This is a genomic window from Brachybacterium sp. GCM10030252 (assembly GCF_042666535.1).
Taxonomy (GTDB): Bacteria; Actinomycetota; Actinomycetes; order Actinomycetales; family Dermabacteraceae; genus Brachybacterium.
In genome coordinates this window covers 166,571-183,627 of record NZ_JBHTDM010000003.1, presented here as the reverse complement: position 1 = coordinate 183,627, position 17,057 = coordinate 166,571, and the positions used below count along the sequence as shown (strand labels likewise).

Sequence of the window (17,057 nt, the reverse complement as noted above, 5' to 3'; positions counted from 1 at the left end):
CGGGCCGAAGCCCTGCGGCGGGCCGAACGCTCCCTCACGGCAACTGGTCGGACCCGACAGTCGCTCAGCCGCGCTCGTCCAGGGCGCGCACGCCCCGCCACGCGGCGGGGATCAGCAGGGCGGCGAGCAGCGCCTTGACCACGCCGCCGGGGATGAACGGCCACACTCCCGCGGCCAGGATGCCACCGAGGCCGAGCTCCGCACCCATCACGGCGTTGAGGATCATCGCCAGGTAGGGCACGCCGATCAGGAACGGGACGGCGCTGGCGGCGATGAAGCCGGCCATGGCCCCGAGCGGCCTGCGGTCCCAGGCGCGCTCGGCGAACCAGCCGGCCACGAAGGCCGCGGGCACGAAGCCCAGGATGAACCCGAAGCTGGGCGAGAGCACCGCGGCGGGGCCGCCGGTGAACTCCGCGAAGATCGGGGCTCCGGCGAGGCCGGCGAGCAGGTAGGTGAGCATCGCGGCCGCGCCGCGGCGGGAGCCCAGGGCGGCACCGACGAGGATCACCCCGAGGGTCTGCCCTGTGATCGGGACCAGGGGCAGCGGGATCGTGACCTGCGCGAGGAGTGCGACCACGGCGGTTCCCGCCAGGACCAGGACGGCATCGCGCAGGCGGGTGCGGTGCGGGGTCAGGGCATCGGCCAGGACGGGACGGCGGGCCGGGACGGCGATCGCGGACATCGGGCTCCTCAGGGTGATGGTCGGCGGAAGAGGACAGCCTAGAACACGCGGGGACTCACCGACTTCTCACGCTCACCTGCCCGCAGTACGCCGCGGATCCCTCGCCCGCGCGGTTCGCGTGGCGTGATCACAGTCGCGCGATGACGCCGAGTTCGGTGCGGGTCCACCAGTTCCCCGTCTCCCGCCGTTCGGCGGCGGTGGCGTAGCGGTACTCGTAGTACTTCACGCGCAGGGCGGTCGGTGCGGCGCCGTTGAAAGGGTCGGTGCGCAGCAGCCGGCGGATCGCGGGGTCACCCTCGCGCAGCTTCTCCAGCAGCGCCACGAACCAGGCCTGGGCGCCGGGGCGCAGCGCGAGGAACCACATCTGCCAGTCCAAGCGCAGGTGATACGGCGCGAACTGGCGCGAGCGCCGTCGCACGTCGCCGGGCTTGCCCTTGAACTCGTAGGGCCGCCAGGCCTCGTCGTCGGCCGATTCCGGATCCTCGGCCAGGGTGCCCTCGATGACCACTTCGAAGCGGCGCTCGGTCATGGAGCCGAAGGCGCCGTAGGCGTTGACCAGATGGAAGCGGTTGAAGCTGGCGTTCATCAGCTGGTACCGGGAGAAGAGGTTCTTCAGCGGCTTCCAGCTCAGCACGGCGAGGAACGCGAACACGGCGATGATCAGGAGGTGCCACCACAGCGGCGAGGCCTCGCCGCCTTCCGTGCCCGTCGTGCCGTCGGGCCCGATCGGGAGGTTCTGCCAGCCCCAGCCCGGCCAGGGGCCGCCGACGATCCAGCGCAGGAAGGAATCGCTGATCGCCGAGAAGGCGACGATGATCGTCAGCCAGTTCAGCCAGGCATAGTTGCCGGTGACCACCAGGAACAGCTGGCTGAGGATGACCAGGACGGCCGCGATCGAGGCGATGGGCTGGGGCAGGAGCACCAGCCAGATCACGCCCAGCTGGATCGCGTGGCTGCCCAGTACCTCGAGGCGGTGCCACCAGTGGGGTGTCAGATGCGCCCGGCGACTGAGCGGGTTGGGCATCGGCTGGGTCTGGTGGTGATGGTCCATCGCGGTCAGATCGCGCCAGGACTGATCCCCGCGCATCTTGATCATCCCGGCACCGAACTCGAGCCGGATCAGCATCCAGCGCAGGAACCACAGGATCAGCAGCGGCGGCGCGACCTCGTGCGAGCCCAGGAAACCGACGATGAAGCCGCACTCCAGCAGCATCGACTCCCAGCCGAAGCTGTAGAACGTCTGGCCGACGGAGTGGATCGAGAGGTAGAGACCCCACATGATCAGGAACACCGGGATCGTGGTCCACGCCGGCCCCAGCTGGGCGATGCCGAGCACGACGGACAGGCCCAGCACGATGCCCACCACGCACATGATCCGCAGCAGCCGGTCGCTGTAGGGGGTGCGCCGCCAGTGGAACAGGCTCGGCGCGTGACGCGCGCCGGCCCGCTCGAGATACTCCGGCACGGGCAGCAGGCCCCGCTCCCCCAGCAGCGCCGGGAACTGGTTCAGGGTGGAGAGGAAGGCGAGCACGAACACGGCGGCGACGCCGCGCAGGATGACCTCGCGGGCGATCGTGTAGTCGTGCCCGTCCAGCAGTGCCAGCCAGTTCGTCCACTCCACGGTGCTCACCTCCGGGTCTCGGATGCTCTTTGATTGTGCCCCGGTCGGCGGCCGACGTCAGCTGACCCGTCCGACCGGTTCCACGGTGCCGGGTCAGCCTCGGCGCCGCTCCGGCCCGGACAGCGCGAAGGCCTCGGCCCAGTCGGCGGGGTCCACGTCCCGGGGAAGGGCGCGAGGGTGATAGCCGAAGCGGTCGCAGAAGGTACGGGCCTGCCGGGCGGTCAGTCCCCCGCTGCGGCGAAGGATCTGTTCGATCCCGCGGCCGGGCCCGGTGAAGACGTCCCGTACCAGCCGGTGGTATGCCCGACGGTCCGCAGCCGGGACGAGCGGCTCCCGCCGACGGCGGATGATCAGCAGGCCGGAGTCGACGCTGGGCCGGGGCCTGAAGGCTGTCGCGGGGATCCGGCGGTCCAGGGAGACCTCGAACCACGGCCACCACTGCGCGGTCATCATGGTCACCCCGCCCACGCCGGCGCGCTTGCGCGCGACCTCCCATTGCGTGATGAGCAGGGCGTCGCTCCAGCCGCCGGCGCGGAACAGATGCCGCAGGGCGGGAGTGGTGAGGTGGTACGGCAGGTTGGCCACGAGCGTGGACCCCGCCGGCGGGGCATGGCGCAGGATGTCGCCGCACCGGACCGTGACGTGTGCCGGGACTCGCCGGGACAGCGCGTGTACGGCGCGCTCGTCGATCTCGACCGCCTCGAGCGGTCGGCCCAGACGGGACAGCGGCAGGGTCAGGGCGCCGTCGCCGGCGCCCCACTCGACGATGGCGCCGTCGGTGGCGGCGACGAGCTCGACGATGCGGCCGATGACACGGCGGTCGCGCAGGAAGTTCTGACCCAGTTCATGGGCTCCGGGATGGTGACGATGCACGGTGGCTCCTCGGGGAAAGGCAGGAGCCGGGCAGCATGAAGCGCCGCCCGGCGGTGGACCGGGGGCGGCGCGGAATCGTCAGAGGGTAGTCGGGATCCGCGCCGTCAGCGGCGGCGGATCCGAACGAATATCGAGGCACTCATGAAGACGACGGTACGAACGAGTGCGGGTGGGAGCAACGGAATTTCTGGTCGGCGGTCCCTGCGCAAGGGCACCCCGGACCGCACTCGGCTCGCCACGGTCGCGGCCGTGATCCGCGGCAGCGCGGTGATCTGCGGCCGTCCGCTATCCGGTCAGGCCGGGCAATGACGGCACGGACAGATGCGGGGACACCGCCGTCCAGGCCCACCAGGTGGCGGCGGCCAGCACGAGGACGAACGTGAGGTTCCACAGCCAGGCCGGCAGCGGCGAGAGCTGGGCGAGCTGGGCCGGGTCATCCGAACGGCCGCCTGAGCTCATCACGGCGCCCAGGTGGCGCCACGCGCCGATCAGCAGGAACGCGCCTGCGGCGAGGGTGATCAGGGCATTCAGCGCCGCGCCGCCCCACCACCAGGCGGCACCGACGCCGGCGGCCGTGACGAGCACCGCCAGCAGCGTGTGGCCTGAGCGGGTGAACACGAGCGAGAGGACCAGCACCACGAAAGCGGCGAACAGGGCGGTGCGGGCCCATCCGTGCAGAGCGATCTGGATCAGCAGCGTCCCGAGGATCGCGGGGGCCGGATAGCCGGCCCAGGTCGAGGCGAGTCGGCCCAGGCCGCGACGGGGGCCGACGGTCACGGCATGGCCGGACATGTCGGCGCTGACGACGAAGCCGGTGAAGCGGCGGCCGGCGAGGATGCCGATGGCGGCATGGCCGAGCTCGTGGACGATGGTCACTGCGAGCCGCGCGAGGCGCCACACGGGCGGCAGCACCACGGCGGCGAGCGCCGCGGCGAGGGAGAGCATGATCCACCAGCCCGGCTCGGGTGCCGTGCCGGGGGCGACGCGCTCCCAGATCTCACCGGCAAGGTTCTGCAGATCCATCCGGCCATGGTGCCAGTCGCGCCGAGGGGGTACCTGGGAGCCGGAGTTCGGCCTCAGCAGCGGCCGCGTCGGGACCGTCGGGGGACTTCTGCCGCCCCGTCCGCGCGGCACCATGGCACACTGTGCCGATCCGTCGACGCCGACCGATCGGCGCCCATCCCAGGAACCAGGTGGCCCCCGCGATGCCGGATCTCGACCCCGCTCTCGCCCGCTGGATCACGGCACCGGGCGAGGATCCGCAGAATCCTCTGCTCCGTACCGTGTTCGACCTGCCCGCGCCGCCGGTCTCTGCCCGTCTGCTGGTCACGGGGCTCGGTACGTTCCGTGCCTATCTCAACGGTGCTCCGACCTCCGGGGCCCGCCTGGATCCGGGCCTGACGGACCCGCGACGCCGGGTGCAGGTGTGTGACCTCGATGTCACCACGCTGCTGGCAGCGGGCCCCAACGCGCTGGGCATCGAGCTCGGGCGCGGCTTCCACGGGATGCGCACGCCGAACGTCTGGCGCTGGGAGCAGGCGCCCTGGCGCGGTCCGGTGCGGGCCTGGGCGCATCTGGAGATCGGGCTCGCCGACGGCAGCTCCCGCTCCATCGCCACCGACGAGGGGTGGCGGACCCGGCCGGGGCCCATCGTCGAGGACTCGATGTACGAGGGCGAGACGTTCGCCCCCGAGGAGGCGCCCGAGGCGTGGCGGCTGCCGGACTACGACGATTCCGCGTGGCACCCGGTGCTCGTGGATTCGCCCGGCACGGGTTCCCGGATCGGGACGGCCGCGCCGGCTCCGCTCCTGCAGGTCCAGGAGCAGGAGCCGGTGGTCGTCCAGGGCGAGTTCACCCCGGCCGTGGTCTCCTCGAGCCCCGAGCGCATCGTCCTGGACATGGGCCGCGTGCTCGCCGGCTGGAGCCGGTACCAGCTCGCAGCTGAGGTGGGCCTCGACGCGGAACCGGTCGAGTTCGTGGCCCGGCACGGAGAGAAGCTGCGCGATGACGGCACGGTCGACGACGACAACGAGCACATCTACACCGACCGGTTCCAGGAGGACCGGGTGCGCCTGGAACCGGCCTTCGCCCGGTCTTTCGAGCCACAGCACAGCTACAAGGGATTCCGGTTCGTCCAGCTGGAGCCGCTTCGCGGTGACCTCGGCGGTCTCGAAGTCACCGGCGTGCTCGCCCACGCGGACCTCGCCCCCGCCAGCACGCTGAGCTCCTCCGACACCTACCTGGAGCGGTTCGATACGGCGATGAGGGCCTCGCTGGCCAACAACATGCACCATGTGCCCACCGACACCCCGATGCACGAGAAGAACGGGTGGACCGGGGACGCACTGACCTCCCTGGCGGCGATGGTCACGAGCTTCGACATGCATCGGATGCTGCGGAAATGGGCCAGAGACCAGGCAGACACGCAACGCGCCGACGGGTCGCTGGCCGTGATCGCGCCGACCCCCGGATGGGGCTACGAGGAGCTCTCCCCCGCCCCGGAGTGGACCACACTGCTGCCCGTGCTGCTCGAAGAGCTGGCCGTCGAGTACGGGGACACGGAGGCGGTGCGCGAGCACGGGCAGGCGGCCGCGGCGTATCTGGACTACGAGCTCTCACGCCGCGACGAGGACGGTCTCATCTCCGGTGTGCTCGGTGACTACCTCACGCCCGGCAGTTCCGGTCCGGCACCGGAGGACAAGCGGCTGACGGCGACCCTGTTCGTCGCGAGGGCACTGCGGTCCCTCGCCCACGCCCTCGAGCTCGCGCGCGCCGCCGACGGCAGCGGGGCAACCGGGGACGAGGGTGCGGCGGCCGGCACACTGCACACGCCCGATCGTCTGCGCCGGCATGCCGCACAGCTCGAGGCCGCGGTCAACGCGGCCTTCCTCGACACTGCTCATGGCATCTACCGCGATCCGAGCTCGAGCGAATACCACCAGACCAGCAATCTGCTGCCCCTGGCCTTCGGGATCGTGCCCGAGGAGCACGTACAGCACGTGGTGGCGGGCCTGGTCGCGGACATCGAGGCGCGCGGGGGCCATCACGACTGCGGACACATCGGGGTGCGGTATCTGCTGCCGGTACTCTCCGCACACGGGCACGGTGACCTGGCATATCGAGTGCTGTGCGCCCCGACCGCGCCGGGATGGCGAGCCTGGCTGGAGGCGGGCAACTCGACCTTCATGGAGATGTGGGAGAACCCGCGCTCGTGCTCGCACTACTTCATGGGCACGCCGGTGACCTGGATCCACGAGCACGTGGCCGGGCTGCGGCGCGGGCGCGATGGCTGGCGGGAGTTCCTGGTCGCCCCCGATCCCGATGTCCCCGTCGGCCGCATCGCACTGACCCGCCGCACCCGCCATGGCGAGATCGCGGTGGAGGTGGATCGCGAGGCCGCGACGGTGACCGTGACCGTGCCCGCCGGGACCCGCGCCCGAGTGGTGCTGCCAGGGATCGAGCAGGTCCTCGAGGCCGGTCGGCATACCATCGGGCGCCCGGCACCGTGACACGGACGACGCCCGCCGGTGCCGGCATGTGCCGGACCCGACGGGCGTCGTGGTCGTGACCGAGATCCGCGAGGCGGACCCGCCGGTCGTCAGGGCCGGTCAGTGACCGGCCGGAGCGCTCAGATGGAGCGGATGTTCACTGCCTGCATGCCCTTGGGGCCCTGCTCGGTCTCGAACTCCACTCGCTGGTTCTCCTCGAGGTCGCGGCGGCCGGTGCCGGCGATCGCGCTGAAGTGCGCGAACACATCGGCGGAGCCGTCCTCGGGGGCGATGAACCCGTAGCCCTTGTCGGAGTTGAACCAGGTGACGATGCCAGTAGCCATGGCGATATTCCTTCGTTGTCGTGAGCCACGTTCGTGACCCGTGTATCCGTGGCGACGGCGCCGCCGCGGATGGGTGGCACCCCGGGCGTCGCGCCGACCGATGCGGTCGGCGCTGCCCGTGCGGGGTGCAGGTGCGGCCTCCAGGGCCGCCTGAGCCGCGGCCAGCGACAGAAAGTCGCCGATGCGGCCGAACTGGGGCCCGTAGGCCGTGTGGACCGGCGCGTCAGCGCTGCTGACGACGTGGCCGGCGTACTCTCCGGCGAGCGTGGCGACATGGGTGTCGTGATCGGCTCGGAGCCAGGAGAGGGTGGGGTGCGCTGCAACGGTCGCGGAGGCGGCCGTCGGCGCGGACGTGAGGGGTGACGTGGGGACGTCGACGTGCGGGGAAAGTGCGGAGGAGGTGATGAAGTACCAATTTCGTAGATAGTGCGACGCGACCGTCGTCGGTCCGCCTCGAGAACGAGACGTCACGCGCCGTGCGATCATCCGCTCCCGGAGCACCCGATCTCCGCGACCCGGAGGTGCGGCGCGTGCTTCCCCCGCCGTGAGGCGGGATCGTGCGAACAACTGCATTGAGCCTACGGCATGGACGGGGATGCTCGTGCACGCGTGTGATCCATCGGACGGAGGACACCTGGACCCCCTGGTCAGGCGGGAACGCGGCGCTGGGTCTCACTCCTCCCAGCGCACCTCGTCGGCGTCCTTGTCGGGCCGGAACCCTCGCCAGACGGGGTGGCGCAGCCGGCCGTCCCCGGTCCGCTCGGTGTACTGCACCTCGCCGACGAGATCCGCGCGCACCCACTGGACGTCGCGGCTGTCCGCCGCGGGCACGTCGTCCGCGGGTGGAGTCTTGCGGGTGCGGGAGCGGAGTGTGCCGGCGGCCTTCTCGAGATCGCGTTCGGTGAAACCGGTGCCGACGCGCCCGGCGTAGCTCAGCTCGCCGTCGGCGTCCGGCACGGCGATCAGCAGCGATCCGATGGTGCCCGAGCGGGCCCCTTTCCCCTCCCGCCAGCCGATGACGACCACCTCCTGGTGGCGCTCGTTCTTGATCTTGATCCAGGTGCGGCTGCGTTTTCCGGCCCGGTAGGTGCCGTCCTCCTTCTTCGCCATCACGCCTTCGAGCTGCAGCTGCTTGGACAGCTGGATCGCGTGGTCCACGTCGCCGTGGTCGGCGTGGGGCAGCTGGACGTGCTCGGCGGGTTCGGCGACCTCGTACAGCGCGTCGCGGCGCTCGCGGTACGGGGCACGCAGCAGGGATTCGCCGCCGCGCACCAGCAGGTCGAACAGCATCACGTGGGCCTCGACCTCCTGCCGGGCGCGTTCGACGTCCCGTTCGCGCGTGAGCCCGAGCCGCTGCTGCAGGCGGGAGAAGGAGGGGCGGTCCTGGGCGTCCAGGGCCACGATCTCGCCGTCGAAGACGGTCTCGCCCGCGGCGAGGACATCGGGGTCGACGACCCCGCGCAGCTCCTGGAGCTCGGGGAAGGCATCGGTCGTGTCGTGCCCGTTGCGGCTGGTCAGGCGCACGGCGTCCTCGGTGACGGTGGCGATCACGCGGACGCCGTCCCACTTCATCTCGAAGGCCCACTCGTCCTCGTCGCGGATGTCGTCGCGGCTTCCCAGGGTGGCGAGCATGGGCGAGATCGGCTCGCTCATCTCCGTCACGGTCGAGGAGCGGCCCCGGGAGGCACCCTTCGTCGACGAGCCCTTGGCCGCGTCGCCCTCCTCGGCCTTCCTCGTGCGCTTACCCTTACTCGTGCTCGTGCTCGTGCTCGTGCTCGTGCTCTCGCGATCGTCCTTGTTCTTGCTCTTGCTCTTGCTCTTGCTCCCGGGCTTGTCGGTGCTCTTGCCCTTGTCCTTGCCCTTGCTCGTGGACGCTCGCTTCGAGCCCGCCGCGTCGTCCTCGTCGGGCTGGTCCTTCATCAGATGCAGCAGCCAGTTGGAGTCGGCCTCCTCCTTCGCGGCCGGCGTCTTCTTCTTCCCGCCCATGCCGCCGGTCTGGATGAACGCGTAGCGCCGGGGCACCCCGCCGAGACCACCGTCCTCACGGCCGTGGCAGATCGCGATGACCTCCTTGCCCTCGCGCCACTTCTCGATCTCGATGGTGCCGGCATCCCAGATCGTGACCTCTCCCCCGCCGTACTCGTCCTTCGGGATCGTGCCCTCGAAGGTGCCGTACTCCAGGGGGTGGTCCTCCGTCTGGACGGCGAGACGGTTCACGTCGACCTCGAGCGGCGGACCCTTGGGCACCGCCCAGGAGACCAGCACGCCCTCGTGCTGAAGACGGAAGTCCCAGTGCAGGCGGGAGGCGTGATGCTCCTGGATGACGAACATCGGCTCGTCGGCATCCAGAGCGTCCTGGGCATCCTCGGAGGCGCCCGGACTCGCCTCGGGCACGGGCTCGGGCGTCTTGTCCGGGTCCCGCTTGGAGCGGTAGACCTCCAGCCGGTCCCGGGCGCGATCGGCCGACGGGGAGTCGTCCTCGCCGGACCCGTCGTCGCCGGCGTCCTCGCCGTAGCCCAGCGGGGCGATCGGGTCGAGGCCGTCCTCGACGCGCTCGAGCACCTCCTCGAACTCGAGGTGGTCGAGGTCCGGGTCCTCGATCTCCTCCCAGGTGCGCGGCGCGGCGACCGTCGGCCGCAGTCGCCCGCGCAGGGAGTAGGGGCACACGGTGGTCTTCTTGCCGTTGTTCTGGGACCAGTCCACCAGCACCTTGCCCTCGCGCAGGGACTTCTTCATGTCGCTGACGACGTGGTCGGGATGATCCGCCTCCAGGGCGCGGGCCAGCTGGTGGGCGACGTCGGAGACCTCCTCGGAGGTGCTGGCGCCATCCAGGGGCGCGTACAGGTGGATGCCCTTGGACCCGGAGGTGACCGGGAAGGCGTCCAGGCCCATGTCGGTGAGGATCTCGCGGCACCACTGGGCCACCCGCGCGCAGTCGGCCAGCTCCGCGCCCTTGCCGGGATCGAGGTCGAGCACCAGGCGGTCGGGGTTTGCCGGTTCGAGGTCGTCGTCGAAGCGCCACTGCGGGGTGTGGATCTCCAGGGCGGCCAGCTGGGCGAGCCAGACCAGCACCGCGGTCTCGTCGACCAAGGGGTAGGTCGAGGGCCCGTCGCTGTGCTCGATATCCGCCCGCGGCATCCAGTCGGGCGCGAAGTCCTCCAGGTCCTTGCGGAAGAAGACCTTGCCGGGATCGTCCTCGGTGCCGACCCCGTCGACCCATCGCTTGCGGGTCGCCGGACGCCGCGTGGCCTGCGGGATCAGCACCGGGGCGACGCGCCGGTAGTAGTCGATCACCTCGCCCTTGGTGGTGCCCGTGGAGGGATAGAAGACCTTGTCGAGATTGGACAGGCGCAGCTCGCGCCCCTCGACCTCGACCCGCTGTTCTCCGGTAGCCATGGGGACACTGTGCCGCAGGTCATGCGATCCGTCACGAAGATCCCCGGCGAACTGCCCGCTCACGAGTCCGCGTCGGCCGGCTCCTCGGGCCCGGGCTCCCATCGCAGCAGATCCCCGGGCTGGCACTGAAGCACCTCGCACAGCGCCTCCAGCGTGGAGAAGCGCACCGCCTTGGCGCGGCCGTTCTTGAGCACGGCGAGATTGGCGGGGGTGATGCCGATGCGCTCGGCGAGGTGCCCGACGGACATCTTGCGGCGCGCGAGCATCACGTCGATGTCGACGACGATCGCCATCAGATGACCTCGTCGAGCTCGGACTGCAGATTCCGCGCCCTGGCGAGGGTCTCGGTGGCCTGGGCCAGCAGCTGGCGCTGGACGTAGACCACCAGCGCGACCCCGGCGATCACCAGGGACGCGCCGCACAGGAGGCCCACGAGGCCGGGAGCCACCTCGTCCCCGGGCGTGGTGCGGTTGGCGACGGCGGCGATCACCGCGATCGCGAACGGGAAGAGTGCCTCGACGGCGATGGCGCCGATGATGAGGTCGACGTAGCGGAACGAGCGGCGGGAGAAGACCCGGCCGCGGCGCACCAGTGTCAGCAGCCGCAGGATGCTCACGCCTACGACCTGCAGCGCGAGCACGGCCAGCACGGCGATCCCGGTCAGGAGCGTCGCCGTGAGCGCGGAGACCCCCGATCCGGTCATGTCCCGCCACAGCAGCGGCACGATGACGAACTGGACCGCGAGCGCTCCGGCGAGCGCGAGCCAGATGATGACCCGTAGGACCTGGACGCTGATCGTGCCCATGACACCTCCCTTATCGGACGACGGCAACAATCTATCGTTTATCGATGGGCCTGGCAAGCGATCGTCGGGCAGCAGGCAGCGGCAAGCAGCCGCTGGGCGAGGCAGACGCCCCGGGCGGAGGACTGATGGCCTCGGCCGACCTACCGACCGTCACTGGTCCGGTGCGCCGACGTCGTGGTGTGATGGAGTATGCGCGCGATATGGAGCGGTGAGATCACGTTCGGGCTCGTGAACGTGCCGGTGAAGCTGTATGGAGCGACCCGGTCGCACGACGTCTCCCTGCACCAGGTTCACGATGAGGACCACGGCCGGATCCGCTACAAGCGGGTGTGCGAGGTGTGCGGCCGCGAGATCGACTACGACCACATCGAGAAGGCCTACGACGACGGCGACAAGACCGTGATCCTCACCGACGAGGAGCTGGATTCCCTGCCGGCCGAGGACAACGACGAGATCGACGTGGTCCAGTTCGTGCCCGACGAGCAGATCGATCCCATCCTGCTGGGCACCTCCTACTTCCTCGAGCCCGTCGGCCGCTCATCGAAGGCCTACGTGCTGCTGCACAGCACGCTCGAGGACACCGAGCGCACCGCGGTGGTGACGTTCACGCTGCGCACCCGGACGCGCCTGGGAGTGCTGCGTATTCGCGATGACCTGCTGGTGCTGCAGACGCTGCGCTGGCCGGAGGACCTGCGCGAGGCGGATTTCGGCCCCTCGAAGTCGAAGGTCAGCAAGAAGGAGAAGACGATGTCCGCCGCGTTGGTCGAGCAGTTCAGCGGCGACTTCGAGCCCGAGCAGTTCACCGACGAGTACCAGGCTCAGCTGCAGGAGCTGGTGGACGCCAAGCTCGAGGAGGGCGACACCGTCGATACTGACGAGACCTTCGGTGAGGAGCGCGCGCAGCAGGAGGAGAAGGAGGACGGGAAGGTCCTCTCCCTCATGGACGCTCTGGAGCGCAGCGTGCAGAAGCGACGCGGCGGCGGGACGGCCGGCGAGGACTCGGGTGATGAGGCCGGAGACGATAAGGACGGCGCCGACTCCGACGAGAGCAAGGGCTCCTCCAGCCGGGGCCGGAAGCGCTCGAGCAGCAAGAGCTCTGGGAGCAAGAGCTCTGGGGACAAGAGCTCGAGCAGCAAGAGTTCGGGATCCAAGAGTTCCGGCAGCAGGAAGTCCGGATCTAACAGCTCCAGCTCCAGCTCGAAGAAGTCGGACTCGAGCTCGACGTCCAAGAAGTCCACATCGAAGAGCTCCGGCTCCAAGAGTTCCGGCTCCAAGGGCTCGTCGAAGAGTTCGAAGAAGAAGGCTTCCTGACTCAGCGCAGGGTCTCGGCGAGCTGTGCCGCCGTCAGCTCGCGGTCGGCCAGCACGAGGCGGATAGCGTCCGGATCCGGGTTCCCGGCGTCCGGCGCACGATGGCGCAGCGTGAGGCCGACGTTCTCGGCCACCCGGCGCGAGGCCGTGTTGTGCTCGAGCAGGTATGCCACCACCGGGATCTCGGGGCGATGCGCCCTCGCCGCCTCCAGCGCTGCCCGCGATACCTCCGTGGCGTACCCATGTCCATGGGCCTCCGGCGCGAAGCGATAGCCGAGGTTCCAGAAGGCACCCGCGGCAGGCGCGCCCAGCAGGCGGCAGCCGGCGTGCCCGAGGAAGGTGCGGCTCTCCGCCTCCCGCACCATCCACGGACCAAGGCCGTCGCTTTCCCACGCTGTGATCCAGCGACCCAGCATCGCGCCCGTCGTGGACGGTTCCGTATGGCGCAGGGAGGGGAAGTGCGTCCACACGCGCGGGTCCGCGTAGATCTCATGCAGGGGCTCGATGTCCTCCATGGTGGGGACGTCGAGGAGGAGACGATCGGTGCGCTGCGACCGATCGTCACGGGATAGCAGGCGACGCGGAGACGACGGATGCCCCTGGTGGGAGCGGTCCTTCGGGGATGGATGCTGCGAGTTCACGGACCCATCCTCTCGCCCAGGGCCGTCCCCCGACGAACTCGGGGGACATCCCCCTGGCCATCCGGTCGGGTCCGCCCCAGCCTGGACGCATGCCAGCACCCAGCACTGGATCCCCGTCGGACCATCTCGAACACCGCGACGCGCTGACGGGTCGGCCGTCGCGCCGGCGAGCACTGGGCGGCGCGCTGGCGGCGGTCATCGCGGCAGGACTTCTCGCGAGCGTCGCCGTCATCGCCGTAGCGCCGCGGCCCCGGCTGCCCGAGCCCACCGGTCCCTATGACGTCGGGACCACGACCCGCACGTGGAGTGACTCCTCCCGGCCCGAACCGTTCACCAGTGATCCCGACGACCACCGGTCCGTCATCGCCCAGATCTGGTATCCGGCTCGACCGGCACCGGATGCTCCCACAGCGCCGTACATGAATCGCGGAACCGCGGTCGGGCTCGCTGACGTCCTCGGCGTGCCCGCTGCGCTTCTGACCCGCGTTCCCGGTGCCACGACCCATGCGCACCCGGATGCGTCGGCAGCCGACGGGCGATTCCCCGTCCTGATCCATCTCTCCGGTTTCCAGAGCTTCCGTGGCGAGGCGCAGGCCTGGTTCGAGGACCTCGCCTCCCACGGCTACGTGGTGATCAGCCTCGATCAGCCCGGCACCGCCGCCCGCACGATTCTGCCGAGCGGCGATGCCGTCACGGCCATCTCCCGGGACGAGCTGGGCCCGCTGATGCCGGAGTCCGTGACGGAGGATGACCCCGCACCGGTGGTCAACGGTGAGGAGCTGCCCGGCGGCATCGTGCCCTTCCTCGCCCGGGACGCGCGGTTCGCCCTCGATCGGGCGGAGGCACTCGATGCGGGCGACGGCCCCCTGGCCGGCCACCTGGCGACGGACCGAGCCGGGGTGTTCGGGTTGTCACTGGGCGGATACACGGCCCCGGAGACCTGCCGCCAGGACACCCGCTTCCGCGCCTGCCTGGAGGCCGACGCCGGCCAGACGGCTCCCGTCGCCACCGACGGCATCGAGCAGCCGCTGATGGTCATGACGCGGGAGGCGTCGTCGATGCGGCGCGAGCGCGACCGTGCCGGCGGCTGGCCGGAGGCGGAGATCCGACAGACCGTGACAGCTCAGCGCGGCCTGTTCGCGAACTCGACCGGCCCGGCGTGGTACCTCACGCTCAACGACTTCCACCACCTCAACTGGTCCGACCTGCCCTTGTGGTCGCCGCTGTTCCGGTGGCGAGGACTGGCCGGGCCCATCGACCCCGAACGCGGCGCGGCGCTCGTGACCACGTGGAGCCGGGCCTTCTTCGACCGCACCCTGAAGGATGAGGCGGCGCCTCTGCTGGATGGGCCGTCGGATGCCTGGCCCGAGGTGGGCGTGGAGACACGGTGAATCCCAAGGCACTCCCCGCCTGAGTACGTGTCAGCGCTGCCCGGCATTGGCCGCGGCGGCGTCGGGAGCCGGATCGACCCCATGCCCGGGAGACCGCAGCAAGAGCACTCCGAGCACCACGAAGCCGCCGTGGATAGCGATGTCCGTCCACAGCGGGACCTGCCCGCCGGTCATGATCACCGTCATGTCCGCCGTGGCATGGATGAACACCAGAGGGAGCAACCAGCGGAACCGCAGCTGGGACGCGGCGAGCGCGAAGCCGTACGTGGCAGAGGCCAGCACGTTCAGCAGTACGTCATCAGTGGCGCGCCCCGGCGTGGTCACCAGCAGCGAGAGGTGCGCCAGCCCGAACAGCGCGCCGGAGAGCACCGCGGAGGGCACTGGTGAGAAGGCCCGTCGCAGAGTGCCGAGGACGGCGACGCGATTGACGAGCTCCTCGTTGACGCCCACGAACAGCCGAGTGAGCGACCACAGGAGAATGCCCGGCGGCTGCATCGAGAAGCCGCCGGGGTGGACCAGCCAGATCAGTGCCTCGACCACGAATGGCAACAGCCACAGCGCCGCCCACGGCGACCGCCACAGCCGTAGCACGCCCTGGTCGCGCCACAGGCCCAGCACGCTGACGATCACGATCGCGTAGACCACGCACAGGACGTTGGCGAACAGGCCCATGTACCAGCCGGTGATCCCGAACAACGGCGCGATCGCCAGAGCTGCGAGGATGACGAGGAAGCGCAGCACCTCCAAGGAAATGCAGAGTCCGAGGGCACCGGGTCGCGTGGAAGCTCTCACGCCCCCAGCGTCACCGCTCGCTCACGGTGCAGCCGCCGGGATATCCCCTGAGTTTCGTCCTCCACTACGCGGCCGAGAGGTCGAGCCCTGCTCAGTCGCCGCCTGCGCCCCCGGCGCAACGAGGCGAGGGATTGTGTCTCCGCGGGGCATGAGCCGTCACCAGCCGACCGCGATCACACCTCGCCGCACACGGGCATGCTCGGCCTCGTCGCACGCGGCGAGCGCGAAATCCTCCATCGAGATCCTCGACGTCCCATCGGCCCCGATCACGAGGTCCGGCACGCTCCTGCTTCCTGCGTCGTGGCGATACGTGCCCCGGGCCTCGCGGGGGGCGAAGTCAGCGGCAGGAGCGAGGTAGGTCCACGCGACCTCTGCCGGTGCCTCGCGAAGGATCGCGAGCTGACGCGTGCTGGCCGCCGCGAACGGACGAATCGCTGTCGGCACCCACTGCGGATCGTCCAGGACCGTCTGCCCGGTTGCGGGGGACCGCAGAGGGGCGGCACCACCGACGACCAGCAGGCGAGTATCTGCGGCTGCCGCGGCGAAGGCCAGCGCTCGGGTCACGGCGGAGACGTCCTCCTCCGTGCCGATCGCGGGGCGGGTGGCGGAGAGGAGCACGTCGGCCTCGACCGCGTACGCCGCGACCGCCTCGGGATCCGCGGCGTCGACACGCACGCTCCCCGTCGGCGCGTGCCCTGCACGGGGGGACCCGGCGTCGAAGGGGTCACGGCGATCGCCCAGCGCGACACGTTCGCGTTCGACAGCAGGGTTGCGAGAGGCGACAGTGACCACATGTCCGCGACGCCGCGCCTCGGCGGCGATCCGCGAACCAGCCGCCCCGGTTCCTCCGATGACGAGGATCCTCATGCCACGCCGTCCCGCCGGCCGGGATGCTGTGCCGCTACGACGGCGACGAGTGCCAGAGCGAAGCCCAGCACTTGGAGCGCCGTGAATCGCTCACCGACGGCGAGTCCGATGAGTGCGGCCACCAGCGGCGACAGCACCGGCAGGAACGCAGCGACACCGGCGGGCATGCGCCCGAGTCCGCGGAACCACAGCACGTAAGCGAGCAGTCCGCCTACGAGAGCGAGCCAGAAATATCCGAGCAGGACGGACCCGTCGAGAGACGGTGGGGATCCCTCCGTGGCCAGTGCGAGCGGCACCATGAGCACGCCACCCGCAGTGAGCTGCCAGCCGGCGAACGCGACGGGGCCGACGGGCGGGCTCCACCGCTTGCTCAGCACGGTGCCCAGCGCCATCGAGCCGGCGCCGCCGGCGGCGGCCAGGACGCCCAGGGGGTTCAGTGCATCCTCGGGTCCGAGCACCATACCGGCGACTCCGATGACAGCGAGGACGCCCCAGACCACCCGCTTCGCCGACAGCCGCTCGCCGAGCACCAGCGCCGCGAGAACCGCGACCAGCAGCGGCCCCGTGGCGCCGAAGACCCCTGCCACCCCTCCCGGCAGGAGGTAGGCGGCCAGGAACAGCAGCGGGAAGAACGCTCCGATGTTGAGTGTGCCGAGCACGAGCGCGCGCCACCACCACCTGCCTCCGGGAAGCGCCCGGCCGATGGCGAGCGCGACCAGGCCCGCCGGGAGAGCTCGCAGCACGCCCGACCACACGGGGTGGCCGGGCGGCAGCAGTTCCGTGGTGACGACGTAGGTGGTGCCCCACGTGATCGGTGCGATCGCTGTCAGCAGGGAGGTCATGGCGG

15 protein-coding genes are annotated in these 17,057 nt (G+C 70.5%); 3 read left to right on the top strand and 12 right to left on the bottom strand.

The window, feature by feature from the left end; translation table 11 throughout:
• Positions 1-64: 64 nt before the first annotated feature.
• The 4 genes from ACFQRJ_RS00855 to ACFQRJ_RS00840 form a co-directional block, all read right to left on the bottom strand.
• On the bottom strand, positions 65-682 hold the full coding sequence (locus tag ACFQRJ_RS00855) for a biotin transporter BioY (RefSeq protein WP_377016045.1): 618 nt from the start codon (positions 680-682) through the stop codon (positions 65-67).
• Between the two features lie 127 nt (positions 683-809).
• The gene (locus ACFQRJ_RS00850) at positions 810-2,303 is read right to left on the bottom strand and encodes a lipase maturation factor family protein (RefSeq protein ID WP_377016043.1); all 1,494 of its coding nucleotides are present in this window, start codon (positions 2,301-2,303) and stop codon (positions 810-812) included.
• A 93-nt stretch (positions 2,304-2,396) separates the two neighbouring features.
• On the bottom strand, positions 2,397-3,176 hold the full coding sequence (gene erm / locus ACFQRJ_RS00845) for a 23S ribosomal RNA methyltransferase Erm (protein WP_377016041.1): 780 nt from the start codon (positions 3,174-3,176) through the stop codon (positions 2,397-2,399).
• Between the two features lie 285 nt (positions 3,177-3,461).
• Positions 3,462-4,199: a M50 family metallopeptidase gene (locus ACFQRJ_RS00840; RefSeq protein ID WP_377016039.1), complete on the bottom strand. Its 738-nt coding sequence runs from the start codon at positions 4,197-4,199 to the stop codon at positions 3,462-3,464.
• A 182-nt stretch (positions 4,200-4,381) separates the two neighbouring features.
• On the opposite strand from ACFQRJ_RS00840, the gene ACFQRJ_RS00835 reads away from it, so the two are divergent.
• Positions 4,382-6,685, top strand: a complete 2,304-nt coding sequence (locus ACFQRJ_RS00835) for a family 78 glycoside hydrolase catalytic domain (RefSeq protein WP_377016037.1) — start codon at positions 4,382-4,384, stop codon at positions 6,683-6,685.
• A gap of 119 nt (positions 6,686-6,804) precedes the next feature.
• Here the strand turns inward: ACFQRJ_RS00835 and ACFQRJ_RS00830 are convergent, their stop codons facing one another.
• From ACFQRJ_RS00830 to ACFQRJ_RS00815, 4 genes are all read right to left on the bottom strand, one after another.
• Positions 6,805-7,008, bottom strand: coding sequence for a cold-shock protein (locus ACFQRJ_RS00830; protein WP_377016035.1), 204 nt, complete (start codon positions 7,006-7,008; stop codon positions 6,805-6,807).
• Positions 7,009-7,680: 672 nt separating this feature from the next.
• Positions 7,681-10,404 (bottom strand): ATP-dependent DNA ligase, encoded by a 2,724-nt coding sequence (locus ACFQRJ_RS00825; protein ID WP_377016033.1) that lies wholly within the window; start codon positions 10,402-10,404, stop codon positions 7,681-7,683.
• A 59-nt stretch (positions 10,405-10,463) separates the two neighbouring features.
• A complete protein-coding gene (locus ACFQRJ_RS00820; protein ID WP_377016031.1) occupies positions 10,464-10,697 on the bottom strand; it encodes a helix-turn-helix domain-containing protein in 234 nt (77 codons plus the stop codon).
• On the bottom strand, positions 10,697-11,209 hold the full coding sequence (locus ACFQRJ_RS00815) for a DUF2975 domain-containing protein (RefSeq protein WP_377016029.1): 513 nt from the start codon (positions 11,207-11,209) through the stop codon (positions 10,697-10,699). Before ACFQRJ_RS00815 ends, ACFQRJ_RS00820 begins: the two co-directional genes overlap by 1 nt.
• Before the next feature lie 189 nt (positions 11,210-11,398).
• Here ACFQRJ_RS00815 and ACFQRJ_RS00810 point away from each other — a divergent pair, with 189 nt between their 5' ends.
• The gene (locus tag ACFQRJ_RS00810; RefSeq protein ID WP_377016027.1) at positions 11,399-12,520 is read left to right on the top strand and encodes a Ku protein; all 1,122 of its coding nucleotides are present in this window, start codon (positions 11,399-11,401) and stop codon (positions 12,518-12,520) included.
• A gap of 1 nt (position 12,521) precedes the next feature.
• On the opposite strand, the gene ACFQRJ_RS00805 is transcribed toward ACFQRJ_RS00810, so the two are convergent.
• Positions 12,522-13,160, bottom strand: coding sequence for a GNAT family N-acetyltransferase (locus ACFQRJ_RS00805; protein ID WP_377016025.1), 639 nt, complete (start codon positions 13,158-13,160; stop codon positions 12,522-12,524).
• Positions 13,161-13,249: 89 nt separating this feature from the next.
• Here ACFQRJ_RS00805 and ACFQRJ_RS00800 point away from each other — a divergent pair, with 89 nt between their 5' ends.
• On the top strand, positions 13,250-14,551 hold the full coding sequence (locus tag ACFQRJ_RS00800; protein ID WP_377016023.1) for an alpha/beta hydrolase family protein: 1,302 nt from the start codon (positions 13,250-13,252) through the stop codon (positions 14,549-14,551).
• 30 nt (positions 14,552-14,581) lie between these two features.
• On the opposite strand, the gene ACFQRJ_RS00795 is transcribed toward ACFQRJ_RS00800, so the two are convergent.
• From ACFQRJ_RS00795 to ACFQRJ_RS00785, 3 genes are all read right to left on the bottom strand, one after another.
• A complete protein-coding gene (locus ACFQRJ_RS00795; RefSeq protein ID WP_377016021.1) occupies positions 14,582-15,343 on the bottom strand; it encodes a CPBP family intramembrane glutamic endopeptidase in 762 nt (253 codons plus the stop codon).
• A gap of 156 nt (positions 15,344-15,499) precedes the next feature.
• Positions 15,500-16,210 (bottom strand): NAD(P)-dependent oxidoreductase, encoded by a 711-nt coding sequence (locus ACFQRJ_RS00790; protein WP_377016019.1) that lies wholly within the window; start codon positions 16,208-16,210, stop codon positions 15,500-15,502.
• Positions 16,207-17,052: an EamA family transporter gene (locus ACFQRJ_RS00785; RefSeq protein ID WP_377016017.1), complete on the bottom strand. Its 846-nt coding sequence runs from the start codon at positions 17,050-17,052 to the stop codon at positions 16,207-16,209. The genes ACFQRJ_RS00790 and ACFQRJ_RS00785 overlap by 4 nt, the downstream gene beginning before the upstream one ends.
• Positions 17,053-17,057 lie beyond the last annotated feature (5 nt).